Origin of the sequence: Rhizobium grahamii CCGE 502 (assembly GCF_000298315.2) — a bacterium.
Classification (GTDB): domain Bacteria; phylum Pseudomonadota; class Alphaproteobacteria; order Rhizobiales; family Rhizobiaceae; genus Rhizobium; species Rhizobium grahamii.
The window spans coordinates 232,848-252,823 of sequence record NZ_AEYE02000014.1 but is presented as its reverse complement, the minus strand read 5'-3'; the positions used below and the strand labels follow the sequence as shown (position 1 = coordinate 252,823).

Below are 19,976 nucleotides of genomic sequence, written 5' to 3'. Positions count from 1 at the left end.
CCTACTGTAGAGTTCTCTGATGCTCGATCCGAAATTCGTTCGTCGTGGCCTCTTCCTCGTCTTCATGATCCTGTTTCTCGACGTGATCGGGATCGCGATCATCATGCCGGTACTGCCGGCGTATTTGGAGCAATTGACGGGTGGCTCGGTAAGCGATGCAGCCCTCGACGGCGGGTGGCTGCTCGTCGTTTATGCGGGCATGCAATTCCTGTTTGCGCCATTTCTCGGCAATCTCAGCGATCGTTTCGGGCGACGTCCGATCCTGCTGCTGTCGGTGCTGACTTTTGCGATCGACAATTTCATCTGTGCGGTGGCAACCAGCTTCTGGATGCTGTTCGTTGGCCGGGCGCTGGCCGGCCTTAGCGGCGGCAGTTTTGCGACCTGTTCCGCCTACATTGCCGATATCAGCAATGATGAGAATCGAGCCAAGAATTTCGGGCTGATCGGCATCGCCTTCGGCGTCGGTTTCACGATCGGACCGGTCATTGGCGGCGTCCTCGGCGAATTCGGACCGCGGGTGCCGTTCCTCGGAGCCGCGGCGCTCTCATTCGCAAATTTCGTTGCGGCCTACTTCCTGTTGCCCGAGACCTTGGACGCTAGGCACCGTCGGACCTTCGAATGGAAGCGCGCCAATCCGCTCGGCACGCTGAAGCAGATGCGGAGCTATCCGGGGATTGGGCCGATCTGCGCCGTCATGTTCCTCTTCTGGCTGGCGCATGCCGTCTATCCGGCTGTCTGGTCCTTCGTGTCGACCTACCGCTATGGCTGGAGCGAGGGGCAGATCGGCCTGTCGCTCGGCATCTATGGGATCGGTGCGGCCTTCGTCATGGCTGTCATCTTGCCGAGGATTGTGCCGGTGCTTGGCGAGTGGAAGACGGCTGTGCTTGGCTTATCCTTTTCCGTTGTCGGCCTGACCGGCTACGCCTTCGCGTGGGAGGGCTGGATGGTCTATACAGTTATCGTGCTGACCGTGATGGAGAACGTCGCCGATCCGCCGCTCAGAAGTATTGCTGCAGCCAAGGTGCCGCCGTCGGCTCAGGGAGAGTTACAGGGGGCGCTGACCAGCCTCAGCAGCATCACGACAATTGTAGGACCACTGATCTTTACCCAGCTGTTCGGCTACTTCACGCGGCCAGAGGCCCCGGTGCGCTTCGCCGGAGCCCCATTTCTGCTCGCGGCCGTCATCATCCTGATTGCAGCCCTCGTGTTTTTAGCGAGGGTGCGCACGGTCAAAGCCGCCGAGGTCGTGGAACAGCCAGCGGAGTGAGCCATCAGAATTCGTGATGCGATGATGAATTTTTCATCATTTGCATAGTTTTGCGTAGTTCTTTGCCGGGCTTTGAACTAAGCCCTGTTGATTACTTTGCCGCAAGTTGCGGCCATCAGCGATTCAATCACAGGAACAGTGTCATGGACACGCCGATCGACGCGCGCAAGCTTGCGCCGAAAACCGATAACCATTGGGCTGCGCATTTCCGCGCGACGCTGGCGCTCGGCATCCCGCTGATCGGCGCGCAGCTTGCCCAGCTCGGCATCAACACGACCGATGTAATGATCGTCGGCCGTCTCGGTGCGGAGAATCTGGCTGCAATGGTATTGTCGGCGCAGTTCCTTTTCACGATCCTCGTCTTCGGGTCGGGCTTTGCCATTGCTGTCATACCGATGGTCGCGCAGGCCTACGGCAAGGGCGACGTCGTCAGTGTGCGCCGCTCGCTGCGCATGGGTCTATGGGTCGTGCTGGCATATTGGGTGATCATGCTGCCGGCGTTCTTCAACTCCGAGCGGATATTGCTCGCCGCCGGGCAGAAGCCTGAGGTGGCGGCGCTGGCGCATGGTTACATCCTGATCGGTCAGTTCGGCGTGCTACCAGGGCTGCTCTACAACGTCATGCGCGCGCTGGTTAGCGCCATCGGGCGTGCAGCCGTCATTCTGAACGTGACAGTCGCAATGCTGGTGCTGAATGCCTTCTTCGCCTATGCGTTGGTACTCGGCCATTTCGGCTTCCCGGCGATGGGCCTGGAGGGCGCGGCGATCGTTTCAGTGGTCGTCCAGGTTGCCGGCTTCCTGTTCATCGTTGGCTATGTCCAGAGCAGGGAGGAGACGCGACGCTACGAAATTTTCGTGCGGTTCTGGCGTCCCGACTGGAAGGCATTCTGGGAGGTCGTCCGTCTCGGTCTGCCGATCAGCATCACGATCCTGGCCGAAGTAAGCCTTTTTACCGTGGCGTCACTGCTGATGGGGCATATCGGAACGATCGAGCTTGCCGCTCACGGCATCGCGCTGCAATGGGCCTCGATCGCCTTTATGATCCCGCTCGGCTTGTCGCAGGCGGCAACCGTTCGGGTTGGTGTGGCGCATGGGCAAGGTGATTACACTGCAGTCGTTCGGGCCTCGATCGCTGTCGTCGTCATCGCCTGTGTGATTGCTGTCGCCGGTAGCATTCTGTTTGCGGCGGTTCCTGAGTTCCTGGGAAGCTGGTTTCTCGATACCAAGCTACCGGAGGCGCCGCAGGTGCTTGCCTATGCCGGGCCGCTGATCGTTGTGGCGGGACTGTTCCAGTTGGTCGACGGCCTTCAGGCAATCGCCAACGGACTGTTGCGTGGTTTGAAGGATGCCCGCGTGCCGATGATCTTGGCGCTGATTGCCTATTGGCCGATCGGATTCTTCCTCGCCTGGGCCTTTGCGTTCCCGCTTGGCTTTGGTGGCATCGGCATCTGGTTCGGCTTCCTCGTCGGACTTGCGGCGGCAGCCGTGATGCTTTGCGGACGTTTCTACCTCCTTGTCCGCCGCGAGAAGAACTTGGCCGGCGTCTAGCCGGCCATTCGGAATCATGCGGCGATCGGCTTGTAGTTGGCAATGTCGGCGCGAATGCCGAGGCGATGAAACAGCGCCTGCGGATCGAAGTTTCGGGCGCGATGGGCGGCTTGCACCGCAGCCTTCACCCGTTCGATCACCTCGGCGCTTTCCCATTGGGCAATCGTCACGAAATTGAATTCGCCCGGGCCGGAAACCTGCTCCAGCACCTGATGGCTGATAAAACCTTCCTGCGCCTGCAGTACCTCGTGCGTCTTCAGCACGTTCATCAGAAACTCCTCGCGCGCAGCCTCCGGAACCGCAAACTTGTCGATCCGGTAAAACTCTCCGTTCATCCTCATCTCCTTTGTTTTGGATGTCACCAACGCGGGTGTAATTCCTCAAGTTAAGTTGAGGTCAATAGGCCGAAACAACAATGTCCACTGGAGAGCATTGGGCGAATGGACGACTCTCCGAGCGGTCTCGGATTGTAGCCACCTTCATTTCTGCGTAGCATCGGCCAAGCCGTATTCAGCAACTTGGGGGAGAGCCGCAGCATGGCGAAGCTCGTATTTGCTTTGAACCAGTCCCTTGATGGTTACGTCGACCATACGGAATTTTCGCCTGATCCCGTGCTCTTTCGTCACTTCATCGATGACGTGCGCGGCCTTGCCGGCAGCCTGTACGGTCGTCGCATGTACGAAGTGATGCGGTACTGGGACGAAGACCGTTCCGAGTGGGACGAGGCGAAGCGCGACTATGCAGCGGCATGGCGGCGCCAACCGAAATGGGTTGTGTCGCGCTCGCTGCAATCAGTAGGGCCGAACGCCACCCTTGTCATGGATGACGTTGAGACGACGATACGCGGGCTGAAAGCGCGACTGGATGGGGACATTGAAGTTTCCGGGCCTGAGTTGGCGCGAAGTCTGACCGATCTCGGTCTGGTCGATGAGTATCGGCTGTATCTCCATCCCGTCGTGCTTGGTCGCGGCAAACCGCTTTTTGCCGGCCCGCGGCCGCCGCTGCGCCTAGTGGCGAGCGATCGAATCGGCGCAGACGTGATCAGGTTGACATACGTTCCAGCGTAGGCGCGCCACCAACCCGACGGCCTGCTTGCCTCGGGGCCCCAGTGGCCTGCAGCCTAGTAGTTATACATCGACATCGGATCATTGACGCAGGCGTAATCCAGCAGACACTGTCTCCCGCTGCCGTCACGCAAACTTGCCGTACTCAGCTTGTCGCCAGGCCCACACTGCGCTGGTGGATAGCGAAAGTTGCGGCCGCCGAAGCCGAGACGGACATAGACCTTTTTGGATTGGCGTATGATCTGCGCGAGCTGCGCGCAGCTGTAATCTTTTGCATCGACTTTCACGGGCCCGGCGGCAAGAGATACCGTCGGGAGCAAGCACGCAACTGCTAGTATCAAGCACCTCATGGCTGCCTCCCTCACTGAAATGCAGTAAATCAGCAGTTGCGGCACCTTTCAAACGGATATCGCGCGGCAGCGGTCGCAGCTGCGCGTAATAGCTGCAAAAAATAAAAAAGCCCGCCGGAGCGGGCTTTAGAATTGCCGGAATGCGTCTCAGCGCTCTGCGAGGGCTTCCTCGCCCTTCTTCTCGCGCACCAGGTTGATGAAGCGGCGGAAGAGATAGTGGCTGTCCTGCGGGCCAGGGGAAGCTTCCGGGTGATGCTGAACCGAGAAGATCGACTTGCCGGCGACGCGCAGGCCGCAATTGGTGCCGTCGAAGAGGGAAACGTGAGTCTCTTCAACGCCATCGGGCAGAGACTTCGTGTCGACCGCGAAGCCGTGGTTCATCGAGACGATCTCGACCTTGCCCGTGGTGTGGTCCTTGACCGGATGGTTGGCGCCGTGGTGGCCCTGGTGCATCTTCTCGGTCTTGGCACCGAGCGCCAGGCCGAGCATCTGATGGCCGAGGCAGATGCCGAAAACCGGGATATCGGTCTTGATCAGCTTCTGGATGACAGGAACGGCGTATTCGCCAGTGGCCGCCGGGTCGCCCGGGCCGTTTGACAGGAAGATGCCGTCGGGCTGCATGGCGAGGACTTCCTCGGCGCTTGTCGTTGCCGGCATGACGGTGACCTTGCAGTCGAGGCCGGCAAACAGGCGCAGGATGTTGCGCTTTACGCCGTAGTCGAGGCAGACGACGTGGTACTTGGCGTCTTCGGCCTTCAGTTCGCCGTAGCCCTCGTTCCAGATCCACGGGGTCTGCGACCACTGCGACGACTGGCCCGACGAAGCGATCTTGGCGAGGTCGAGACCTTCTAGGCCGCTCCATGCCTTGGCTTCCGCCTTCAGAGTCTCGACGTCGAAGACGCCGTTCGGATCGTGGGCGATGACTGCGTTCGGCGAACCGTTTTCGCGGATCCAGGCGGTCAGCGCGCGCGTGTCGATGCCGCAGAGGCCGATGATGCCGCGAGCCTTCAGCCAGGCATCGAGGTGCTTGACGGCGCGGTAGTTGGACGGATCGGTGATGTCGGCCTTGAAGATGACGCCGACCGCGCCGTGGCGTGCTGCCGGCGTCAGGTCTTCGATGTCTTCTTCGTTGGTGCCGATGTTGCCGATATGCGGGAAGGTGAAGGTGACGATCTGGCCGAGATAGGAGGGATCCGTCAGGATCTCTTCGTAGCCTGTCAGCGCCGTGTTGAAGACGACCTCGGCCTGGACCTTGCCGGTCGCGCCGATGCCCTTGCCTTCAATGACGGTTCCGTCTGCAAGAACGAGCAGGGCGGTCGGCTTTTCGGTTGTCCAGGGTGCTGTCGCGGTCATCTTCATCCCGTTTCCGGCGGCCACACGTCCTTGGGCAACGTTGGCCGGCCATTTGGTTCGCAAGCATACGCACGCGGCAAGACGCGCGCTCTCAGGCCTGATCACGAATTTTGGTGCAGGTGGCGGTAAATAGCCACGCTATTGCGCGAGGTCAATCTTTGTACCGCACATTCTGCCGGTTTTCTCGCGCTTTCTGCCGTCGTTTTCCGCAATTTATTTGATCCCATGCATTCGCGTGGTTTATGAAGCGGCATTCAAACAGGAGTGATTATGATGTTGCGCGATCAACTCGCCGCCGCCCTCAAGGATGCCATGAAGTCCAAGAACGCCGAGCGTCTCTCGACCGTTCGCCTGATTCAGGCCGGGATCAAGGACCGGGACATCGCCAATCGCGGCGTCGGCAAGGAGGAGGCCAGCGACGACGAGATTCTGCAGATCCTCGCCAAGATGGTGAAGCAGCGCGACGAATCGGCGAAGATCTACGAAGAAAACGCCCGGCCGGAGCTGGCTGCCAAGGAGCGCGCCGAGATCACCGTGCTGCAGGACTTCCTGCCGAAACAGCTCTCCGACGCGGAAGTCCGCAGCAACATTGCGGCGATCATCGCCGAGACCGGTGCTGCCGGGCCGAAGGACATGGGCAAGGTGATGGCGGTGCTCAAGGAGCGCTATGCCGGCCAGATGGATTTCTCCAAGGCCTCCGGCGCGGTCAAGGAGCAGCTGAACTGATCAGCGCAGGCTCGCCGTCTTCCTGGCGGCGGGCCCCAGGACCGCCTCCGCGGCAGCGTCGACAACGACGAACTTGGCTGCTTGGTAGCCCCAATATTCCATGACAAAACCCTGCGAAAGCCAGGTATCGCCTTTGTAGGGCGGCTGAGTCCAACCGACGCTTCCCATTTCCGAGGCCTGTGTCAGCAGCCGCTTCAGATGCGTGTTGGAGATCATGAACTGGTCACGGATGTCCTTTAGCGACAATGGCCCGATGTCGACCCGATCCGATCTGCGATCGAAGGTGTCGATGCGGCTCATGAGATAGTCCATGATCAGGCCGCCGGAATTGGCCCAGTTGAACAAATTGTATGTTGCTCCGGGATCACGCACGGCATCGCTATCGATGATCGCCTTGGAAATCAGCGGCTGCATCTTACGGAATGCAGACGGATCGGCGTTGATCCGATCCAGCCGATTGCCGCCGTCCAGACTATCAAGAATGAAAAGGTGGGTGGCGAGCCACCTGAAAAAGTGTTCTTGGGCGGTCTCGGTCGGCTCCAACAGGCGCGTGCGCTTGTCGCTTGCGCTCTCGACGGGGCGAAGAAACCTGTAGGCGAGCATTTCCTGGATGAAGGCAGCGGCGGTATTACGGCTTGCAATCTTGTTCGCCACAACGAAGGCGATGAAACGGCCCGAATAGAGGCCGAGCTTCGGTTCGCCGGGATAGCCGAAATGAAGGGCGAAACCGGCATGGGCCATCAGCCAGCGCTGTTGAGCGGCGAAGATCGAAGCGATACGGGGGCTTTCGCGATAGATCGCCAGCATTTCGCGGGCGCAATGCAATACGGCCACAAAGAAGGCATCGCTTTCTAAAAAATCTTCAACTCTATGTGGCATTCGACCATCCCGCTGTCTCGCTTCATTAGGCATCGTGCGATAACTGTCAATGCCTTCTGCGGTCGCTGGTGACGACGAAAATATCAAAAATGAAACCTAGGGGCGAAATTAAAGAAGGCAGGAGCTGGGGGTGCTCCTGCCTTCTTGCTCTTTGCTTCCGGTGGCGACGCAGGACCGAGATCCAAGCCAGCGGGTACTCGCAAAGGCACCCTCGCGAGGCGGCGCCGGGGGTAGGGATGGTGCCTCGCTTGGGGATCGCTTTGTTGACCCTGAGGTTATTGCGGCGCGGCAAGTGATTCAAATTACAAAAAAATAATGATTGGCGCCGGAGGCTGCCTCAGGTGTGGCATTCGCGCTAATGATTGTGACTTCGGTGCATGAAAACGCCGTTCAGAGCGGTCCCGAAGCCGTTGTTCTGCCATCGATTTTTGACGACCGGCAAGAAATTCGTCGCTCCCGATGCTGACGTTGCATACACGTAAAACGCGGGCTCAGGCTGTCAGTGTCGCACCCCCTGTCGCAGGGGTGGTAACGCATTTTTGAAGGCGCTGATGGGGCAATTTCCGACGGCGCGACGATCCTGTGAATAGCGCGTCCTTTGGGCAAATGCCGTGGCATGTGCTGACGAACCTGCTTATATGGACCCCAATCAAGAGGTTCCAATGCGCTTTTCCAACTCCTTTCTCGACGAGATACGTGATCGCGTGCCGATTTCGGACGTGATCGGCCGTCGCGTGAGCTGGGACAAGCGCAAAACCAATGTTTCCCGCGGGGACTATTGGGCCTGCTGCCCGTTTCATGGGGAGAAGTCGCCGAGCTTTCACTGTGAGGACCGCAAGGGACGCTACCACTGCTTCGGCTGTGGCGTCACCGGCGACCACTTCCGCTTCCTGACCGACCTTGAAGGATTGAGTTTTCCAGAGGCCGTGCAGCAGATCGCGGACATGGCGGGTGTCGCCATGCCGATTGCCGACCCGGTCATGGAGAAGCGCGAGAAGGAGCGTACCTCGCTTCTCGACGTGATGGAGCTCGCGACCACGTTCTTCCAGGATCAGTTGCAGACGGCGAATGGCGCGCGGGCGCGCGCCTATCTCCGTGATCGCGGGCTGACGGGGCGGACGATTGAGACGTTCCGGCTTGGCTTCGCGCCTGATAGCCGCAATGCCCTGAAAGAGTTTCTGGCGGGAAAGGGTGTTGCCAAGGAGCAGATCGAGGCTTGCGGTCTGGTCGTCCATGGTCCCGATATTCCGGTTTCTTATGATCGATTCCGCGACCGCATCATGTTTCCGATCCTGTCGTCTCGCGAGAAGGTCATCGCCTTCGGCGGCCGCGCCATGTCGCCGGATGCTCCCGCAAAGTACCTCAATTCCAACGAGACGGAGCTCTTCCATAAGGGCAATGTGCTTTATAACTTCGCGCGCGCCCGCCGTGCGACGCAGGGTGCGAGCGGTGAGGGCACGATCATCGCCGTCGAAGGCTATATGGACGTGATCGCGCTGCATCAGGCCGGTGTGGAGAATGCCGTGGCGCCGCTCGGCACGGCGCTGACCGAGAACCAGCTCGAACTCCTCTGGAAGATGACGCAACAGCCGGTGCTTTGCTTCGATGGGGACGGTGCCGGCATTCGCGCCGCCAATCGCGCCGCCGATCTTGCGCTCCCGCACATCAAGCCGGGGCGTACCGTGCGCTTTGCTCTCCTCCCAGACGGCAAGGATCCGGACGATCTCGTCCGCGACGAGGGCCGCGCACCCTTCGATAAGGTCATGAGCCAAGCGAAGCCTCTGGCAGAAATGATCTGGAGCCGTGAGATCAATACCGGGCAGTTCGAGACGCCCGAAGGCAAAGCGGAGCTCGAAGCGCGGTTGAAGCAGCTGGTTGCCGTCATTGCGGATGAAAATGTGCGCCGGCACTACCAGCAGGATATGCGCGACCGCCTGAACAGCTTCTTTCAGCCGCAATTCCAGAATCGCGGCAATGAGCGGCGAAGCTTTGATCGTGGCTCTGGCCAATCGCGTGGCCGAGGCAACGAAGGCCCGCGTGGTCCGCGGCTTTCCGGAGGCGGCATTTCCGACCGGCTGGCACGCTCGGGCCTGGTGAAGGGCCACCAGGAAACACCGGCGTTGCGCGAGAGCGTGTTGGCGCTCACCGTCATCAATCACCCGGCCTTGATGCAGGACGAATATGACGAGATTGCCTCCATCGACTACGACAACCGCGAACTGCAGCGGCTTTGGTCGGTGATGCTTGGCGCTGCCGCAGCCGTCGCCGGGCCGCACCTGACGCGCGAATACCTGCTGGAGCGTATGGAGGAGCAGGGGTTTGGCGCGCTGCTGCAGGGGCTTGAGCAGCAGATCCGCAACGCCCGGCTTTGGATTGCCACATCAGAGGCGGCGATGGAGGATGCACGCGAAGGCTACCGGCAGGCGCTCGCCTTCCACAAACGCGCCAAGGCTTTGCGCTTCCAGAAGATCGAACTTGAGCGTGAGATCGCCGCAGCGACCGAGGCCGGCAACGGCGACGTGATCGACCAGCTGATGCGCGCGCTCCAGGAGGTCCATTTCGAAGGGCTTCGCCTCGAGAACCAGGAAGCGATCATCGATGGTTTCGGCGTGCTCTCCGGTCGCGTCAAGGGAGCGGCGAGCCATTGAGGGATCCGAAGAACCGAGAATTTTCCGCTGGCGACGCGTTGTTCGGCGCCGAGCGGTCGCCACTTGCTATTCTCAACCGCGTCTACGGCTATCCTGCTTTTCGTGGCAAGCAGCAGCAAGTGGTCGATCATGTCGTCTCGGGCGGCGATGCCGTCGTTCTTTTCCCTACTGGGGCCGGCAAGTCGCTCTGCTTCCAGATTCCGGCGCTGTGCCGCGAGGGTATCGGCATTGTCGTTTCGCCGCTAATTGCGCTGATGCGCGATCAGGTGGAAGCGATGAAGCAGCTCGGCATCAGGGCGGCGGCGCTGAATTCCACGCTGTCGCGCGAGGAGTTCATCGACGTTCGCCGCGCGATTTCCACGGGCAAGCTTGATCTCCTCTACGTCACACCGGAGCGCATTCTTCTGGATGGATTTCGCGATACGATTGGTAACGCGAGAATTTCGCTTTTCGCTATCGACGAGGCGCATTGTGTTTCCCAGTGGGGACATGATTTTCGCCCCGAGTATCGCGAGCTCGGCAAGCTTGCCGAACAGTTTCCGGGTGTGCCGCGCATCGCGCTAACGGCGACGGCAGACCCGCATACCCGCGAGGATATCGTCGAGCGCCTGGCGCTGAACAATGCCAAGGTCTTCACGACCAGCTTTGACCGGCCGAACATTTCCTATGAGATCGTCGAGCGGGACCAGCCGCGCCAGCAGTTGCTGCGGTTTATCGCCGGCCACAAGGGCAACAGCGGCATCGTCTATTGTCTGTCGCGCGCCAAGGTCGAGGATACGGCCGAGTGGTTGAACGGCCAGGGCATCCGGGCGCTGCCCTACCACGCAGGCATGGACCGGGCACTTCGGGACGCCAATCAGGATGCCTTTCTGAAAGAGGAAGAGCTTTGTCTCGTTGCAACTGTCGCCTTCGGCATGGGGATCGATAAGCCGAACGTTCGCTACGTCGCGCATCTAGACCTGCCGGGCTCGGTCGAGGCCTATTATCAGGAGACCGGTCGCGCCGGGCGTGACGGCCTGCCGTCCGAAGTCTGGATGGCGTACGGCATGGCCGATGTCATCCAGCGGCGGCGGATGATCGACGAGGGTGGAGCGGCTGACGATATCAAACGTGTGGAGCGTTCCAAGCTCAATGCGCTGCTGGCAATCTGCGAAACTGCTTCGTGTCGGCGTCAGGCGATCCTTGCGCATTTCGGCGAGGCGTATGCCGGCAAGTGCAGCGGCTGCGATACCTGCCTGAAGCCGGTCGAAACCTGGGACGGTACCGAGGCCGCGATCAAGGCGCTCGCAGCGATCTATCGCACGGGCGAGCGATTCGGCACCGGGCATGTGGTCGATGTCCTGCTCGGCAACGTCAACGAGAAGACGGAGCGCTTCGGCCACACGACGATGCCGGTCTTCGGCGCGGGCAACGATCTGCCGGCGCGCACCTGGCAATCGGTCTTCCGGCAATTGCTCGCCATGGGGCTGGTCAGGGTCGATCAGCAGGCCTTCGGCGCCTTGAAACTGGAGCCGGAAGCCCGCGCCGTGTTCAAGCATGAACGGCCAGTCTTCTTTCGCAAGGATCGCCCGGTTGCCGAACGCCGCTCGAAGCGCGTGGCGCAGGCCGAGCGCCGGTCGGTTCTGGCCGGTGACGACAACGTTCTTTTTGAAGCGCTGCGTGGAGAGCGGACAGCCATTGCCCGTTCGTTCGGCGTGCCGCCTTATGTCGTCTTCCCGGATACGACGCTGATCGCCTTCGCGACGCAGCGGCCGCGCACGCATAAGGAAATGCTCGGTATCTCCGGCGTCGGCCAGTCGAAGCTTGAGCGCTACGGAGACGCGTTTCTGGACGTGATCCTCAGCCACGACAGCTAGGCATTTGACCTCATGGCGCAACGGTGCCATCTTTCGCAACGGAAATAATGGGATAGCCGCCCAGTTAGTGCGCTCGGTGCGGCTGTTCGGCTTACGTGAACCGACCTCCCAGCATTGCAGAGAACTGCCCACAGTACCCCGATTGACAAAACGGAGAGTGTTGGATGCCAGGCCCGTCGCCATCGCAGCAGCGTTCAGCGCTAGGATCTTTGGTGTTAATTGCTGCCGTGGTGGCCTTTGGCGCCGGCGCTTTTGCGTACACAGCCGGGTGGCTTTCCCCGGGTCGCCTTACCTCCACAAAGCTTGTCAGTGCCCTGGCGCCTCCCGGCGGACCCGCTCTTGGACATCGGCGAAATCACGCGAAGGGCGTCTGCTTCACTGGCGTATTCGAAGCGAACGGCAATGGTGTCGCGCTGTCGCGGGCGACTGTATTTGCGGCCGGACAATATCCGGTTGTCGGACGCTTTAATCTGGCGACACCTGACCCGAACGCGGCCGATCCCACTGTTCGAGTGCGCGGACTCGGCGTGCAGATTTCGACGCCAGACGGGGAGGTCTGGCGGATGGCGATGATCGATCCGCCGGTCTTTGCCGTCTCCACGCCGCAGGGATTCTACGAGTTGCTGCAGGCGGCGGGGAGCAAGGATCCCGCGGCAATGAAAACCTTCGTGGGGGCTCATCCGGAGTTCGCCGCGTTCGGCGAATGGGCAACGAAGGCTCCCTGGACTGCCAGCTACGCGGAAGTAACCTTCAACGGCCTCAATGCATTCATTTTCACGGATGTCTCGGGCAATGCGCACGCCGTTCGCTGGTCATTGCGCGCAGACGCGCAAGCGATGCCGATCACGAGTGAGGATTTTGCCAAGCTCGGCCCCAATCATCTCGAAGGCGAGATTGCCGAACGTGTCGCGAAGTCGCCCCAACGCTGGACGCTCGTGCTGACGGTCGCCGAACCATCCGATCCGACGTCCGATCCGACAAAGGCCTGGCCGCCGGAACGGCGAACCGTTGAAGCCGGTACGCTGGTCGTGCAGAAAATAGAGCCGGAGGCCGACGGCCCGTGTCGGGACATCAATTTCGATCCGACCGTTCTGCCTGATGGCATCACGGTTTCCGACGATCCGTTCCCGGCGGCCCGGTCGGCCGCCTATGCCAAATCTTTCGATCTGCGCACCTCGGAAGCAAGCCATTATCCCCGAACAGCAGCGAGCACAAAGCCATGACAGGTCCAACCACGCACTTCAGCACTCTCCAGCGTTTGTTGCATTGGCTGATGGCGATCGGCATCCTGACTATGCTCTTCGTTGGCGTCGGGATGGTGTCCACCATCGGACGGCAATACGTGCCGCTGCTGGTGACGCACAAGACGCTAGGCATTGCCATTCTCGTTCTTGCCTTGGTTCGCCTTGTGGTTCGCTTCATATCGGGCGCGCCGCCTTTGCCTGCCGATCTGCCGGAGCCGATGAAGCTTGCGGCTTATCTGTCTCATGTCGCGTTGTATGCGCTGATGATCGGTATGCCTTTAATCGGTTGGGCCATGATGTCGGCGGCCGGCTACCCCATCGTGCTGTACGGCGGGTTGCGGCTTCCGGCGATCGTGCCGCAGAGCGACAGCCTTCATGCGCTTCTTTGGAGCGCGCATTTCTATCTAGCCTTCGCCTTCTTCGCTCTCGTCTTGATGCACCTTGCGGCGGCGCTCTTTCACGGGCTCGTGCGTCGCGATGGCGTCCTTCAGACGATGCTGCCGGGCAAATAACGGCGGCGTGCGCCAATAGCCGCCGCGGTGTGAGGCTATCAATAAAACATTGAGACTGGGCGAGGTGTGTCTATATGGGCCGGCTGAAAGGATACGGTCATGGCCCAAAATATCTACGACAAGCCTGAATTCTTTGAAGGATACAGCCAGCTTTCGCGCTCGCTCCACGGGCTCGATGGCGCGGCGGAGTGGGAGTCCATCCAGGCGGTGCTGCCGGCTTTGTCAGGCAAGCGCGTCGTCGATCTCGGTTGCGGCTTCGGCTGGTTTGCCCGCTACGCTGCGGGGCAGGGTGCAAGAAGCGTCCTCGGCTTTGACATCTCGGAGCGAATGATCGATCGGGCCAAACGGGAGACCGTCGACTCCACCGTTCGTTACGAGATTGCAGACCTCGAAACGCTCGAATTGCCACCGGCATCATTCGATCTCGCCTACAGTTCCTTGGCATTTCACTACATCGAGGATTTCAGCCGCTTGGCTGCCACCATCCACAGCGCGCTTGTGCCGGGGGGCGATTTCGTCTTCACGATCGAGCATCCGATCTATATGGCGCCGGCCAATCCCGGCTGGACGACGGATCGCGAGGGGCGGCGGATCTGGCCGCTTGACGGCTATTCACGCGAAGGCAAGCGCACAACGGACTGGCTCGCAAAGGGCGTCGTGAAGTATCACCGTACGCTTGGAACAACCCTCAACTCCCTGATCGCAAATGGCTTTTCGATCCGCCACGTGGAGGAATGGCGGCCGGGCGACGAGCAGCTTCGCGATCATCCCGAGTGGGCCGAAGAGATGGATAGGCCGATGTTCCTGCTGATCGTCGTGCAACGTTGAGGACGGCAAGACAGGCGCTTGGCTATGTGCTAGTGCAGGGCATCGGGAAACATCACAAGAAGGGCATTCAATGACCTCGCAATTTCTCTCCCACCTCCGCACCGAACTCGCCGCACTGAAGGATGCCGGGCTTTACAAGTCCGAGCGTGTCATCACGTCAAAGCAGGCGGGCGAGATCGCCGTTGCGTCCGGCGAGCGGGTGCTGAACTTCTGCGCCAACAACTATCTCGGGCTCGCCGACAACGAGGAGCTTGCCGACGCCGGGAAGAAGGCGCTCGACCGCTATGGCTATGGCATGGCCTCGGTACGCTTCATCTGCGGTACGCAGGAGGAGCACAAGCAGCTCGAGGCGCGTATTTCCTCCTTCCTCGGCATGGAAGACACGATCCTCTATTCCTCCTGTTTCGACGCCAATGGCGGTCTCTTCGAGACACTGCTCGGCGAGGAGGATGCGATCATCTCCGACGCGTTGAACCACGCCTCGATCATCGATGGCGTGCGACTCTCCAAAGCCAAGCGCTTCCGTTATGCCAACAATGACATGAAGGCGTTGGAAGAAGAGCTGAAGAAGGCCGAGGGCAGTCGCTTCAAGCTGATTGCCACCGATGGCGTCTTCTCGATGGACGGCATCATCGCCAACCTGCAGGGCGTCTGCGACCTCGCCGACAAGTATGGCGCGATGGTCATGGTCGATGATAGCCACGCCGTTGGCTTCGTCGGCAAGCATGGACGTGGCTCTCCAGAGCATTGCGGTGTCGAGGGGCGGATCGACATCATCACCGGCACGCTCGGGAAGGCGCTTGGGGGGGCTTCCGGCGGCTATACCTCGGCAAAGGCAGAAACCATCGACTGGTTGAGGCAGCGATCGCGGCCCTATCTGTTCTCGAACACGCTGGCGCCGGTCATTGCTGCCGCGTCGCTGAAGGTCTTCGATCTCATCGAGAACGGCGCTGCGCTGCGCGAGCGGTTGTCAGCCAATGCGACGTTGTTCCGATCCGAAATGACGAAGCTTGGCTTTACGCTGGCGGGCGAGGGGCATCCAATCATTCCCGTCATGCTCGGCGACGCCAAGCTGGCGCAGGACATGGCGGCACTGATGTTGAAGAAGGGTGTCTATGTGATCGGCTTCTCCTTCCCTGTCGTGCCGAAGGGACAGGCGCGCATCCGCACGCAGATGTCTGCCGCACATTCACGCGCGGATGTCGAGCGGACGATCGCGGCATTTGCCGAGGCCGGTCGTGAACTTGGAGTCATTTGAAGGGTTTCGGAGAGTAAGATCATGTCGAATATGATGAAGGCGCTGGTCAAGGCGAAGCCGGAGGTCGGGCTGTGGATGGAGCATGTCCCGGTTCCCGAGGTCGGGCCGAACGACGTGCTGATCAAGGTGAAAAAGTCAGCGATCTGCGGCACGGATGTCCATATCTGGAACTGGGATCAGTGGGCGCAGAAGACAATTCCGGTGCCGATGGTCGTCGGCCACGAATTCTGCGGCGAGATTGCTCAAATAGGCTCTGCGGTAACGAAATATCGTGTCGGCGAGCGCGTCTCCGGCGAGGGACATATCGTCTGCGGCAAGTGCCGTAACTGCCGCGCAGGCAGGGGACATCTCTGCCGCAACACGCTCGGAGTCGGCGTCAACCGCCCCGGTTCCTTCGGAGAGTTCGTCTGCATTCCGGAAGCGAACGTCGTGCCGATCCCGGACGACATTCCGGATGAGATCGCCGCGATCTTCGATCCGTTCGGCAATGCGGTGCACACGGCGCTGTCCTTCGACCTCGTCGGGGAGGATGTCCTGGTTACCGGGGCGGGGCCGATCGGCATCATGGGCGCGCTGGTCGCGAAGCGTTCGGGCGCCCGCAAGGTGGTCATAACGGACATCAATCCGCATCGGCTGGATCTCGCCCGCAAGCTCGGCATCGACTATGTCGTCGACGCATCGAAGGAGAACCTCACCGACGTGATGAAGTCGATCGGAATGACCGAGGGCTTCGATGTCGGCTTGGAGATGTCGGGAGCTGCACCGGCCTTCCGCGACATGATCGACAAGATGAACAATGGTGGCAAGATCGCCATCCTCGGCATTGCGCCCGCCGGCTTCGAGATCGACTGGAACAAAGTCATCTTCAAGATGCTTAACCTGAAGGGCATCTACGGCCGCGAGATGTTCGAGACCTGGTACAAGATGATCGCTTTCGTGCAGGGCGGGCTGGATTTGTCGCCCGTCATCACGCACCGGATCGGAATTGATGACTTCCGCGAAGGGTTCGAGGCGATGCGCTCCGGCAACTCCGGCAAGGTGGTCATGGATTGGAATTGAGGAGGTTCGATGCTCTACGAAGGAAGCTGCCATTGCGGCAAGATCGAATTTGAAGTGGAGGGGGAGTTGACCTCCGCCCTCGACTGCAATTGTTCGCTTTGCCGACGGCGTGGGGGACTGTTGGCCTTCGTGCCGCGCGACAAGTTCACGCTGAAAACGCCGCGCGAGAACCTGTCGACCTATACGTTCAACACGCATACGATCCAACACCGCTTCTGCGGCACGTGCGGCATCGCTCCCTTCGCGGAAGCGCAAATGCCTGACGGTGCCGAGATGGCCTGCATCAACGTCCGCTGCATTCCCGCGGTCGATCTGGCAAGTCTTGAGATTCAACATTGGGATGGGCAGTCTCACTAAGCTTTGGCGTGGCGCAAACAACTAGTGGCGGGCATGACGAATCTTGGGGCAACTTTGCCGTTCAAGAAGAATGCTGGCCGCTCTTGTCTTCTTGCGGTGACATCCTATCTATGCTTGGCAATCGCTTGAGCGGTTCCGGGCCTGTGGATAAGGCTTTTTCCGGGTTTTCTGAGGCTTTTTTTCTGGAAAAGCTTGACGAGAACAAAAAATATGGGAATCACCGTTCGACTTGGAAAGCGGTGAACTGGGTCAAGGGCGGATCGCACAACCATGGCCGGACATTCGATGACTTTTAAGCTCTGTCGTCCGGCGCCGGCAATCGTGGTTAATCAGGCATTAAATCTCATCCCGTTAGGTGAGAGTTGGTGATTCGAGACGGTCGTTTGCGGCGTATCGGCTGCGTGCGGCCGTTCACTGCGGCGAGTTTGAATAGCGTCAGGAAGGCGACGACATAAATGGCAACCAAGGTCAAAGAGAACGAAGAAGCGGAAGTCGAACGCGACGGCGGCACCGACGGCCCTCTTCTTGATCTTTCCGATGACGCGGTCAAGAAGATGATCAAGGCCGCGAAGAAGCGCGGCTATGTGACGATGGACGAGCTTAACGCCGTCCTGCCGTCCGAAGAGGTAACCTCCGAGCAGATCGAAGACACGATGTCGATGCTGTCGGACATGGGCATCAACGTCATCGAGGACGAAGAAGCCGAGGAAGCCACTGCTAGCAGCGACGACGATGACTCCGGCTCCGACGACGAGAGCGAAGGCGGCGAACTCGCGCCTTCCGGCGGCACCGCCCTTGCTACCGCCAAGAAGAAGGAACCGACCGACCGCACTGACGATCCGGTTCGTATGTATCTGCGCGAAATGGGCTCGGTGGAGCTTCTGTCGCGTGAAGGCGAAATTGCGATCGCCAAGCGTATTGAGGCCGGCCGCGAAACGATGATCGGTGGTCTCTGTGAGAGCCCGCTGACATTCCAGGCGCTGATCATCTGGCGCGACGAACTCAACGAAGGCACGACGCTGCTTCGAGAGATCATCGACCTCGAAACGACCTATTCTGGTCCGGAAGCGAAGGCTGCACCGCAGTTCCAGAGCCCCGAGAAGATTGAGGCTGACCGGAAGGCAGCCGAAGAGAAGGAAAAGACGCGCCGCGTCCGTTCCGGCGACGACGACATCACCAATGTCGGCGGCGAGGGCCTGCCTCCGGAAGAGGAAGAAGAAGACGAAGACGAGTCCAACCTGTCGCTGGCCGCCATGGAAGCGGAACTGCGCCCGCAGGTCATGGAAACGCTCGACATCATCGCCGAGACCTACAAGAAGCTGCGCAAGCTTCAGGACCAGCAGGTCGAGCAGCGGCTTGCCGCTACCGGCACGCTGTCGTCCGCCCAGGAGCGCCGCTACAAGGAGCTCAAGGATGAGCTCATCAAGGCCGTCAAGTCTCTGTCGCTGAACCAGAACCGCATCGACGCCCTCGTCGAGCAGCTCTACGACATCAACAAGCGCCTCGTGCAGAACGAAGGTCGCCTGCTGCGTCTGGCTGAATCCTACGGCGTCAAGCGCGACTCCTTCCTCGAACAGTACCAGGGCGCCGAGCTCGATCCGAACTGGATGAAGTCGATCGGCAATCTGGCTGCTCGTGGCTGGAAGGAATTCGCCAAGGGCGAAAACACGACAATCCGCGATATCCGCCAGGAGATCCAGAACCTCGCAACGGAAACCGGCATCTCGATCTCGGAATTCCGCCGCATCGTGCACATGGTGCAGAAGGGCGAGCGCGAGGCGCGCATCGCCAAGAAGGAAATGGTCGAAGCGAACCTTCGTCTCGTTATCTCCATCGCCAAGAAGTACACGAACCGCGGTCTGCAGTTCCTCGACCTCATTCAGGAAGGCAACATCGGCCTGATGAAGGCGGTCGACAAGTTCGAATACCGTCGCGGTTACAAGTTCTCGACCTATGCGACGTGGTGGATTCGTCAGGCGATTACCCGCTCGATCGCCGACCAGGCCCGCACGATCCGTATTCCGGTGCATATGATCGAAACGATCAACAAGATCGTTCGTACGTCGCGCCAGATGCTGCACGAGATTGGCCGCGAGCCGACGCCGGAAGAACTGGCTGAAAAGCTCGCTATGCCGCTCGAAAAGGTCCGCAAGGTCCTGAAGATCGCTAAGGAGCCGATCTCGCTCGAAACGCCTGTCGGTGACGAAGAAGATTCGCACCTCGGCGATTTCATCGAGGACAAGAACGCGCTGCTGCCGATCGACGCCGCCATCCAGGCGAACCTGCGCGAGACGACGACGCGTGTTCTGGCATCGCTGACGCCGCGCGAAGAGCGCGTCCTGCGCATGCGCTTCGGCATCGGCATGAACACTGACCATACGCTTGAAGAGGTCGGCCAGCAGTTCTCGGTTACCCGCGAACGTATCCGCCAGATCGAAGCGAAGGCGCTGCGCAAGCTGAAGCATCCGAGCCGCTCCAGAAAGCTCCGCAGCTTCCTCGACAGCTAAGCTTCCACCTTCGATAAGAAACACCGAGAGCCGGGCCTTGTGCCCGGCTTTTGCTTTCCGCTGGCTGCGGTGTTCCTTGTTGTCGAATGGGGACAGGAGTAAGGTATCGGCCACGGGGGAAGGGACCGACCACAGCGCATGAGCGAGGGTCGCCATAGCCTGTTGCGAGACCAAGACCCTCCGTCGGGAGGTGCGCAATGACCACTTACATCGTGCTTATCAACTGGACGGATCAAGGCATTCGCAACGTTCGCGACTCGGCAAAGCGCCTGGACGCGGCCAAGAAGCTGCTCGGTGATATGGGTGGCTCGTTCCAGCAGTTCTTCCTCACCTTGGGCGATCACGACATGGTTGCCGTCTGCGATGCGCCTGACGATGCCGTCATGGCGCGCTTCGGTCTGTCGCTCGGAATGGCGGGCAATGTGCGCACCAAGACTTTGAAGGCATTTCCGGAGGCTGCCTATCGCGAGATCATAGGCTCGCTCGGATAGTTCTGCGGTTCCTCTTGGAGAGGGCGATTG

At 60.2% G+C, this 19,976-nt stretch carries 19 protein-coding genes; 15 read left to right on the top strand and 4 right to left on the bottom strand.

All coding sequences use genetic code 11. The features are described 5' to 3' along the window. Positions 1 to 19: 19 nt before the first annotated feature. Together RGCCGE502_RS13085 and RGCCGE502_RS13080 are read left to right on the top strand one after the other, a co-directional pair. Positions 20 to 1,267 (top strand): TCR/Tet family MFS transporter, encoded by a 1,248-nt coding sequence (locus tag RGCCGE502_RS13085; RefSeq protein ID WP_016554646.1) that lies wholly within the window; start codon positions 20 to 22, stop codon positions 1,265 to 1,267. Between the two features lie 143 nt (positions 1,268 to 1,410). Further along, complete coding sequence (locus RGCCGE502_RS13080) at positions 1,411 to 2,814, top strand: MATE family efflux transporter (RefSeq protein WP_016554645.1); 1,404 nt, start codon at positions 1,411 to 1,413, stop codon at positions 2,812 to 2,814. A 14-nt stretch (positions 2,815 to 2,828) separates the two neighbouring features. Here the strand turns inward: RGCCGE502_RS13080 and RGCCGE502_RS13075 are convergent, their stop codons facing one another. Beyond that, positions 2,829 to 3,149, bottom strand: a complete 321-nt coding sequence (locus RGCCGE502_RS13075; protein WP_016554644.1) for an antibiotic biosynthesis monooxygenase family protein — start codon at positions 3,147 to 3,149, stop codon at positions 2,829 to 2,831. 201 nt (positions 3,150 to 3,350) lie between these two features. On the opposite strand from RGCCGE502_RS13075, the gene RGCCGE502_RS13070 reads away from it, so the two are divergent. Further along, entirely contained in the window at positions 3,351 to 3,881 is a 531-nt protein-coding gene (locus RGCCGE502_RS13070; RefSeq protein WP_016554643.1) for a dihydrofolate reductase family protein, read from the top strand. Positions 3,882 to 3,934: 53 nt separating this feature from the next. Here RGCCGE502_RS13070 and RGCCGE502_RS37925 read toward each other — a convergent pair whose 3' ends face one another. Then, positions 3,935 to 4,228 (bottom strand): hypothetical protein, encoded by a 294-nt coding sequence (locus RGCCGE502_RS37925; protein WP_019279931.1) that lies wholly within the window; start codon positions 4,226 to 4,228, stop codon positions 3,935 to 3,937. 147 nt (positions 4,229 to 4,375) lie between these two features. Next, complete coding sequence (gene carA, locus RGCCGE502_RS13060; protein ID WP_016554641.1) at positions 4,376 to 5,581, bottom strand: glutamine-hydrolyzing carbamoyl-phosphate synthase small subunit; 1,206 nt, start codon at positions 5,579 to 5,581, stop codon at positions 4,376 to 4,378. Between the two features lie 273 nt (positions 5,582 to 5,854). Between carA and RGCCGE502_RS13055 the strand changes: the two genes are divergently transcribed. Then, on the top strand, positions 5,855 to 6,307 hold the full coding sequence (locus RGCCGE502_RS13055; RefSeq protein ID WP_016554640.1) for a GatB/YqeY domain-containing protein: 453 nt from the start codon (positions 5,855 to 5,857) through the stop codon (positions 6,305 to 6,307). On the opposite strand, the gene RGCCGE502_RS13050 is transcribed toward RGCCGE502_RS13055, so the two are convergent. Continuing rightward, entirely contained in the window at positions 6,308 to 7,186 is an 879-nt protein-coding gene (locus tag RGCCGE502_RS13050) for a hypothetical protein (RefSeq protein WP_016554639.1), read from the bottom strand. It abuts the gene before it with no gap. A 662-nt stretch (positions 7,187 to 7,848) separates the two neighbouring features. Here RGCCGE502_RS13050 and dnaG point away from each other — a divergent pair. The 11 genes from dnaG (at position 7,849) to RGCCGE502_RS12995 (ending at position 19,946) form a co-directional block, all read left to right on the top strand. Continuing rightward, the gene (gene dnaG, locus RGCCGE502_RS13045; RefSeq protein WP_016554638.1) at positions 7,849 to 9,834 is read left to right on the top strand and encodes a DNA primase; all 1,986 of its coding nucleotides are present in this window, start codon (positions 7,849 to 7,851) and stop codon (positions 9,832 to 9,834) included. Continuing rightward, positions 9,831 to 11,690 (top strand): DNA helicase RecQ, encoded by a 1,860-nt coding sequence (gene recQ / locus RGCCGE502_RS13040; protein ID WP_016554637.1) that lies wholly within the window; start codon positions 9,831 to 9,833, stop codon positions 11,688 to 11,690. Before dnaG ends, recQ begins: the two co-directional genes overlap by 4 nt. A gap of 164 nt (positions 11,691 to 11,854) precedes the next feature. Beyond that, on the top strand, positions 11,855 to 12,913 hold the full coding sequence (locus RGCCGE502_RS13035) for a catalase family peroxidase (RefSeq protein WP_016554636.1): 1,059 nt from the start codon (positions 11,855 to 11,857) through the stop codon (positions 12,911 to 12,913). Continuing rightward, the gene (locus RGCCGE502_RS13030; protein ID WP_016554635.1) at positions 12,910 to 13,446 is read left to right on the top strand and encodes a cytochrome b; all 537 of its coding nucleotides are present in this window, start codon (positions 12,910 to 12,912) and stop codon (positions 13,444 to 13,446) included. The genes RGCCGE502_RS13035 and RGCCGE502_RS13030 overlap by 4 nt, the downstream gene beginning before the upstream one ends. A gap of 99 nt (positions 13,447 to 13,545) precedes the next feature. Continuing rightward, positions 13,546 to 14,274 carry a class I SAM-dependent methyltransferase gene (locus RGCCGE502_RS13025; RefSeq protein WP_016554634.1) on the top strand — a complete coding sequence of 243 codons (729 nt, stop codon included), beginning with the start codon at positions 13,546 to 13,548 and terminating at the stop codon, positions 14,272 to 14,274. A gap of 70 nt (positions 14,275 to 14,344) precedes the next feature. After that, positions 14,345 to 15,532 (top strand): glycine C-acetyltransferase, encoded by a 1,188-nt coding sequence (locus RGCCGE502_RS13020; RefSeq protein WP_016554633.1) that lies wholly within the window; start codon positions 14,345 to 14,347, stop codon positions 15,530 to 15,532. 21 nt (positions 15,533 to 15,553) lie between these two features. Continuing rightward, a complete protein-coding gene (gene tdh / locus RGCCGE502_RS13015; RefSeq protein ID WP_019279927.1) occupies positions 15,554 to 16,591 on the top strand; it encodes an L-threonine 3-dehydrogenase in 1,038 nt (345 codons plus the stop codon). Between the two features lie 9 nt (positions 16,592 to 16,600). Beyond that, positions 16,601 to 16,948 carry a GFA family protein gene (locus tag RGCCGE502_RS13010; protein WP_016554631.1) on the top strand — a complete coding sequence of 116 codons (348 nt, stop codon included), beginning with the start codon at positions 16,601 to 16,603 and terminating at the stop codon, positions 16,946 to 16,948. After that, entirely contained in the window at positions 16,927 to 17,244 is a 318-nt protein-coding gene (locus tag RGCCGE502_RS36565) for a hypothetical protein (protein ID WP_141652322.1), read from the top strand. The genes RGCCGE502_RS13010 and RGCCGE502_RS36565 overlap by 22 nt, the downstream gene beginning before the upstream one ends. Before the next feature lie 159 nt (positions 17,245 to 17,403). Further along, positions 17,404 to 19,455 (top strand): RNA polymerase sigma factor RpoD, encoded by a 2,052-nt coding sequence (gene rpoD, locus RGCCGE502_RS13000; protein ID WP_016554629.1) that lies wholly within the window; start codon positions 17,404 to 17,406, stop codon positions 19,453 to 19,455. Positions 19,456 to 19,652: 197 nt separating this feature from the next. Beyond that, complete coding sequence (locus RGCCGE502_RS12995) at positions 19,653 to 19,946, top strand: GYD domain-containing protein (protein WP_016554628.1); 294 nt, start codon at positions 19,653 to 19,655, stop codon at positions 19,944 to 19,946. Positions 19,947 to 19,976: the final 30 nt, after the last annotated feature.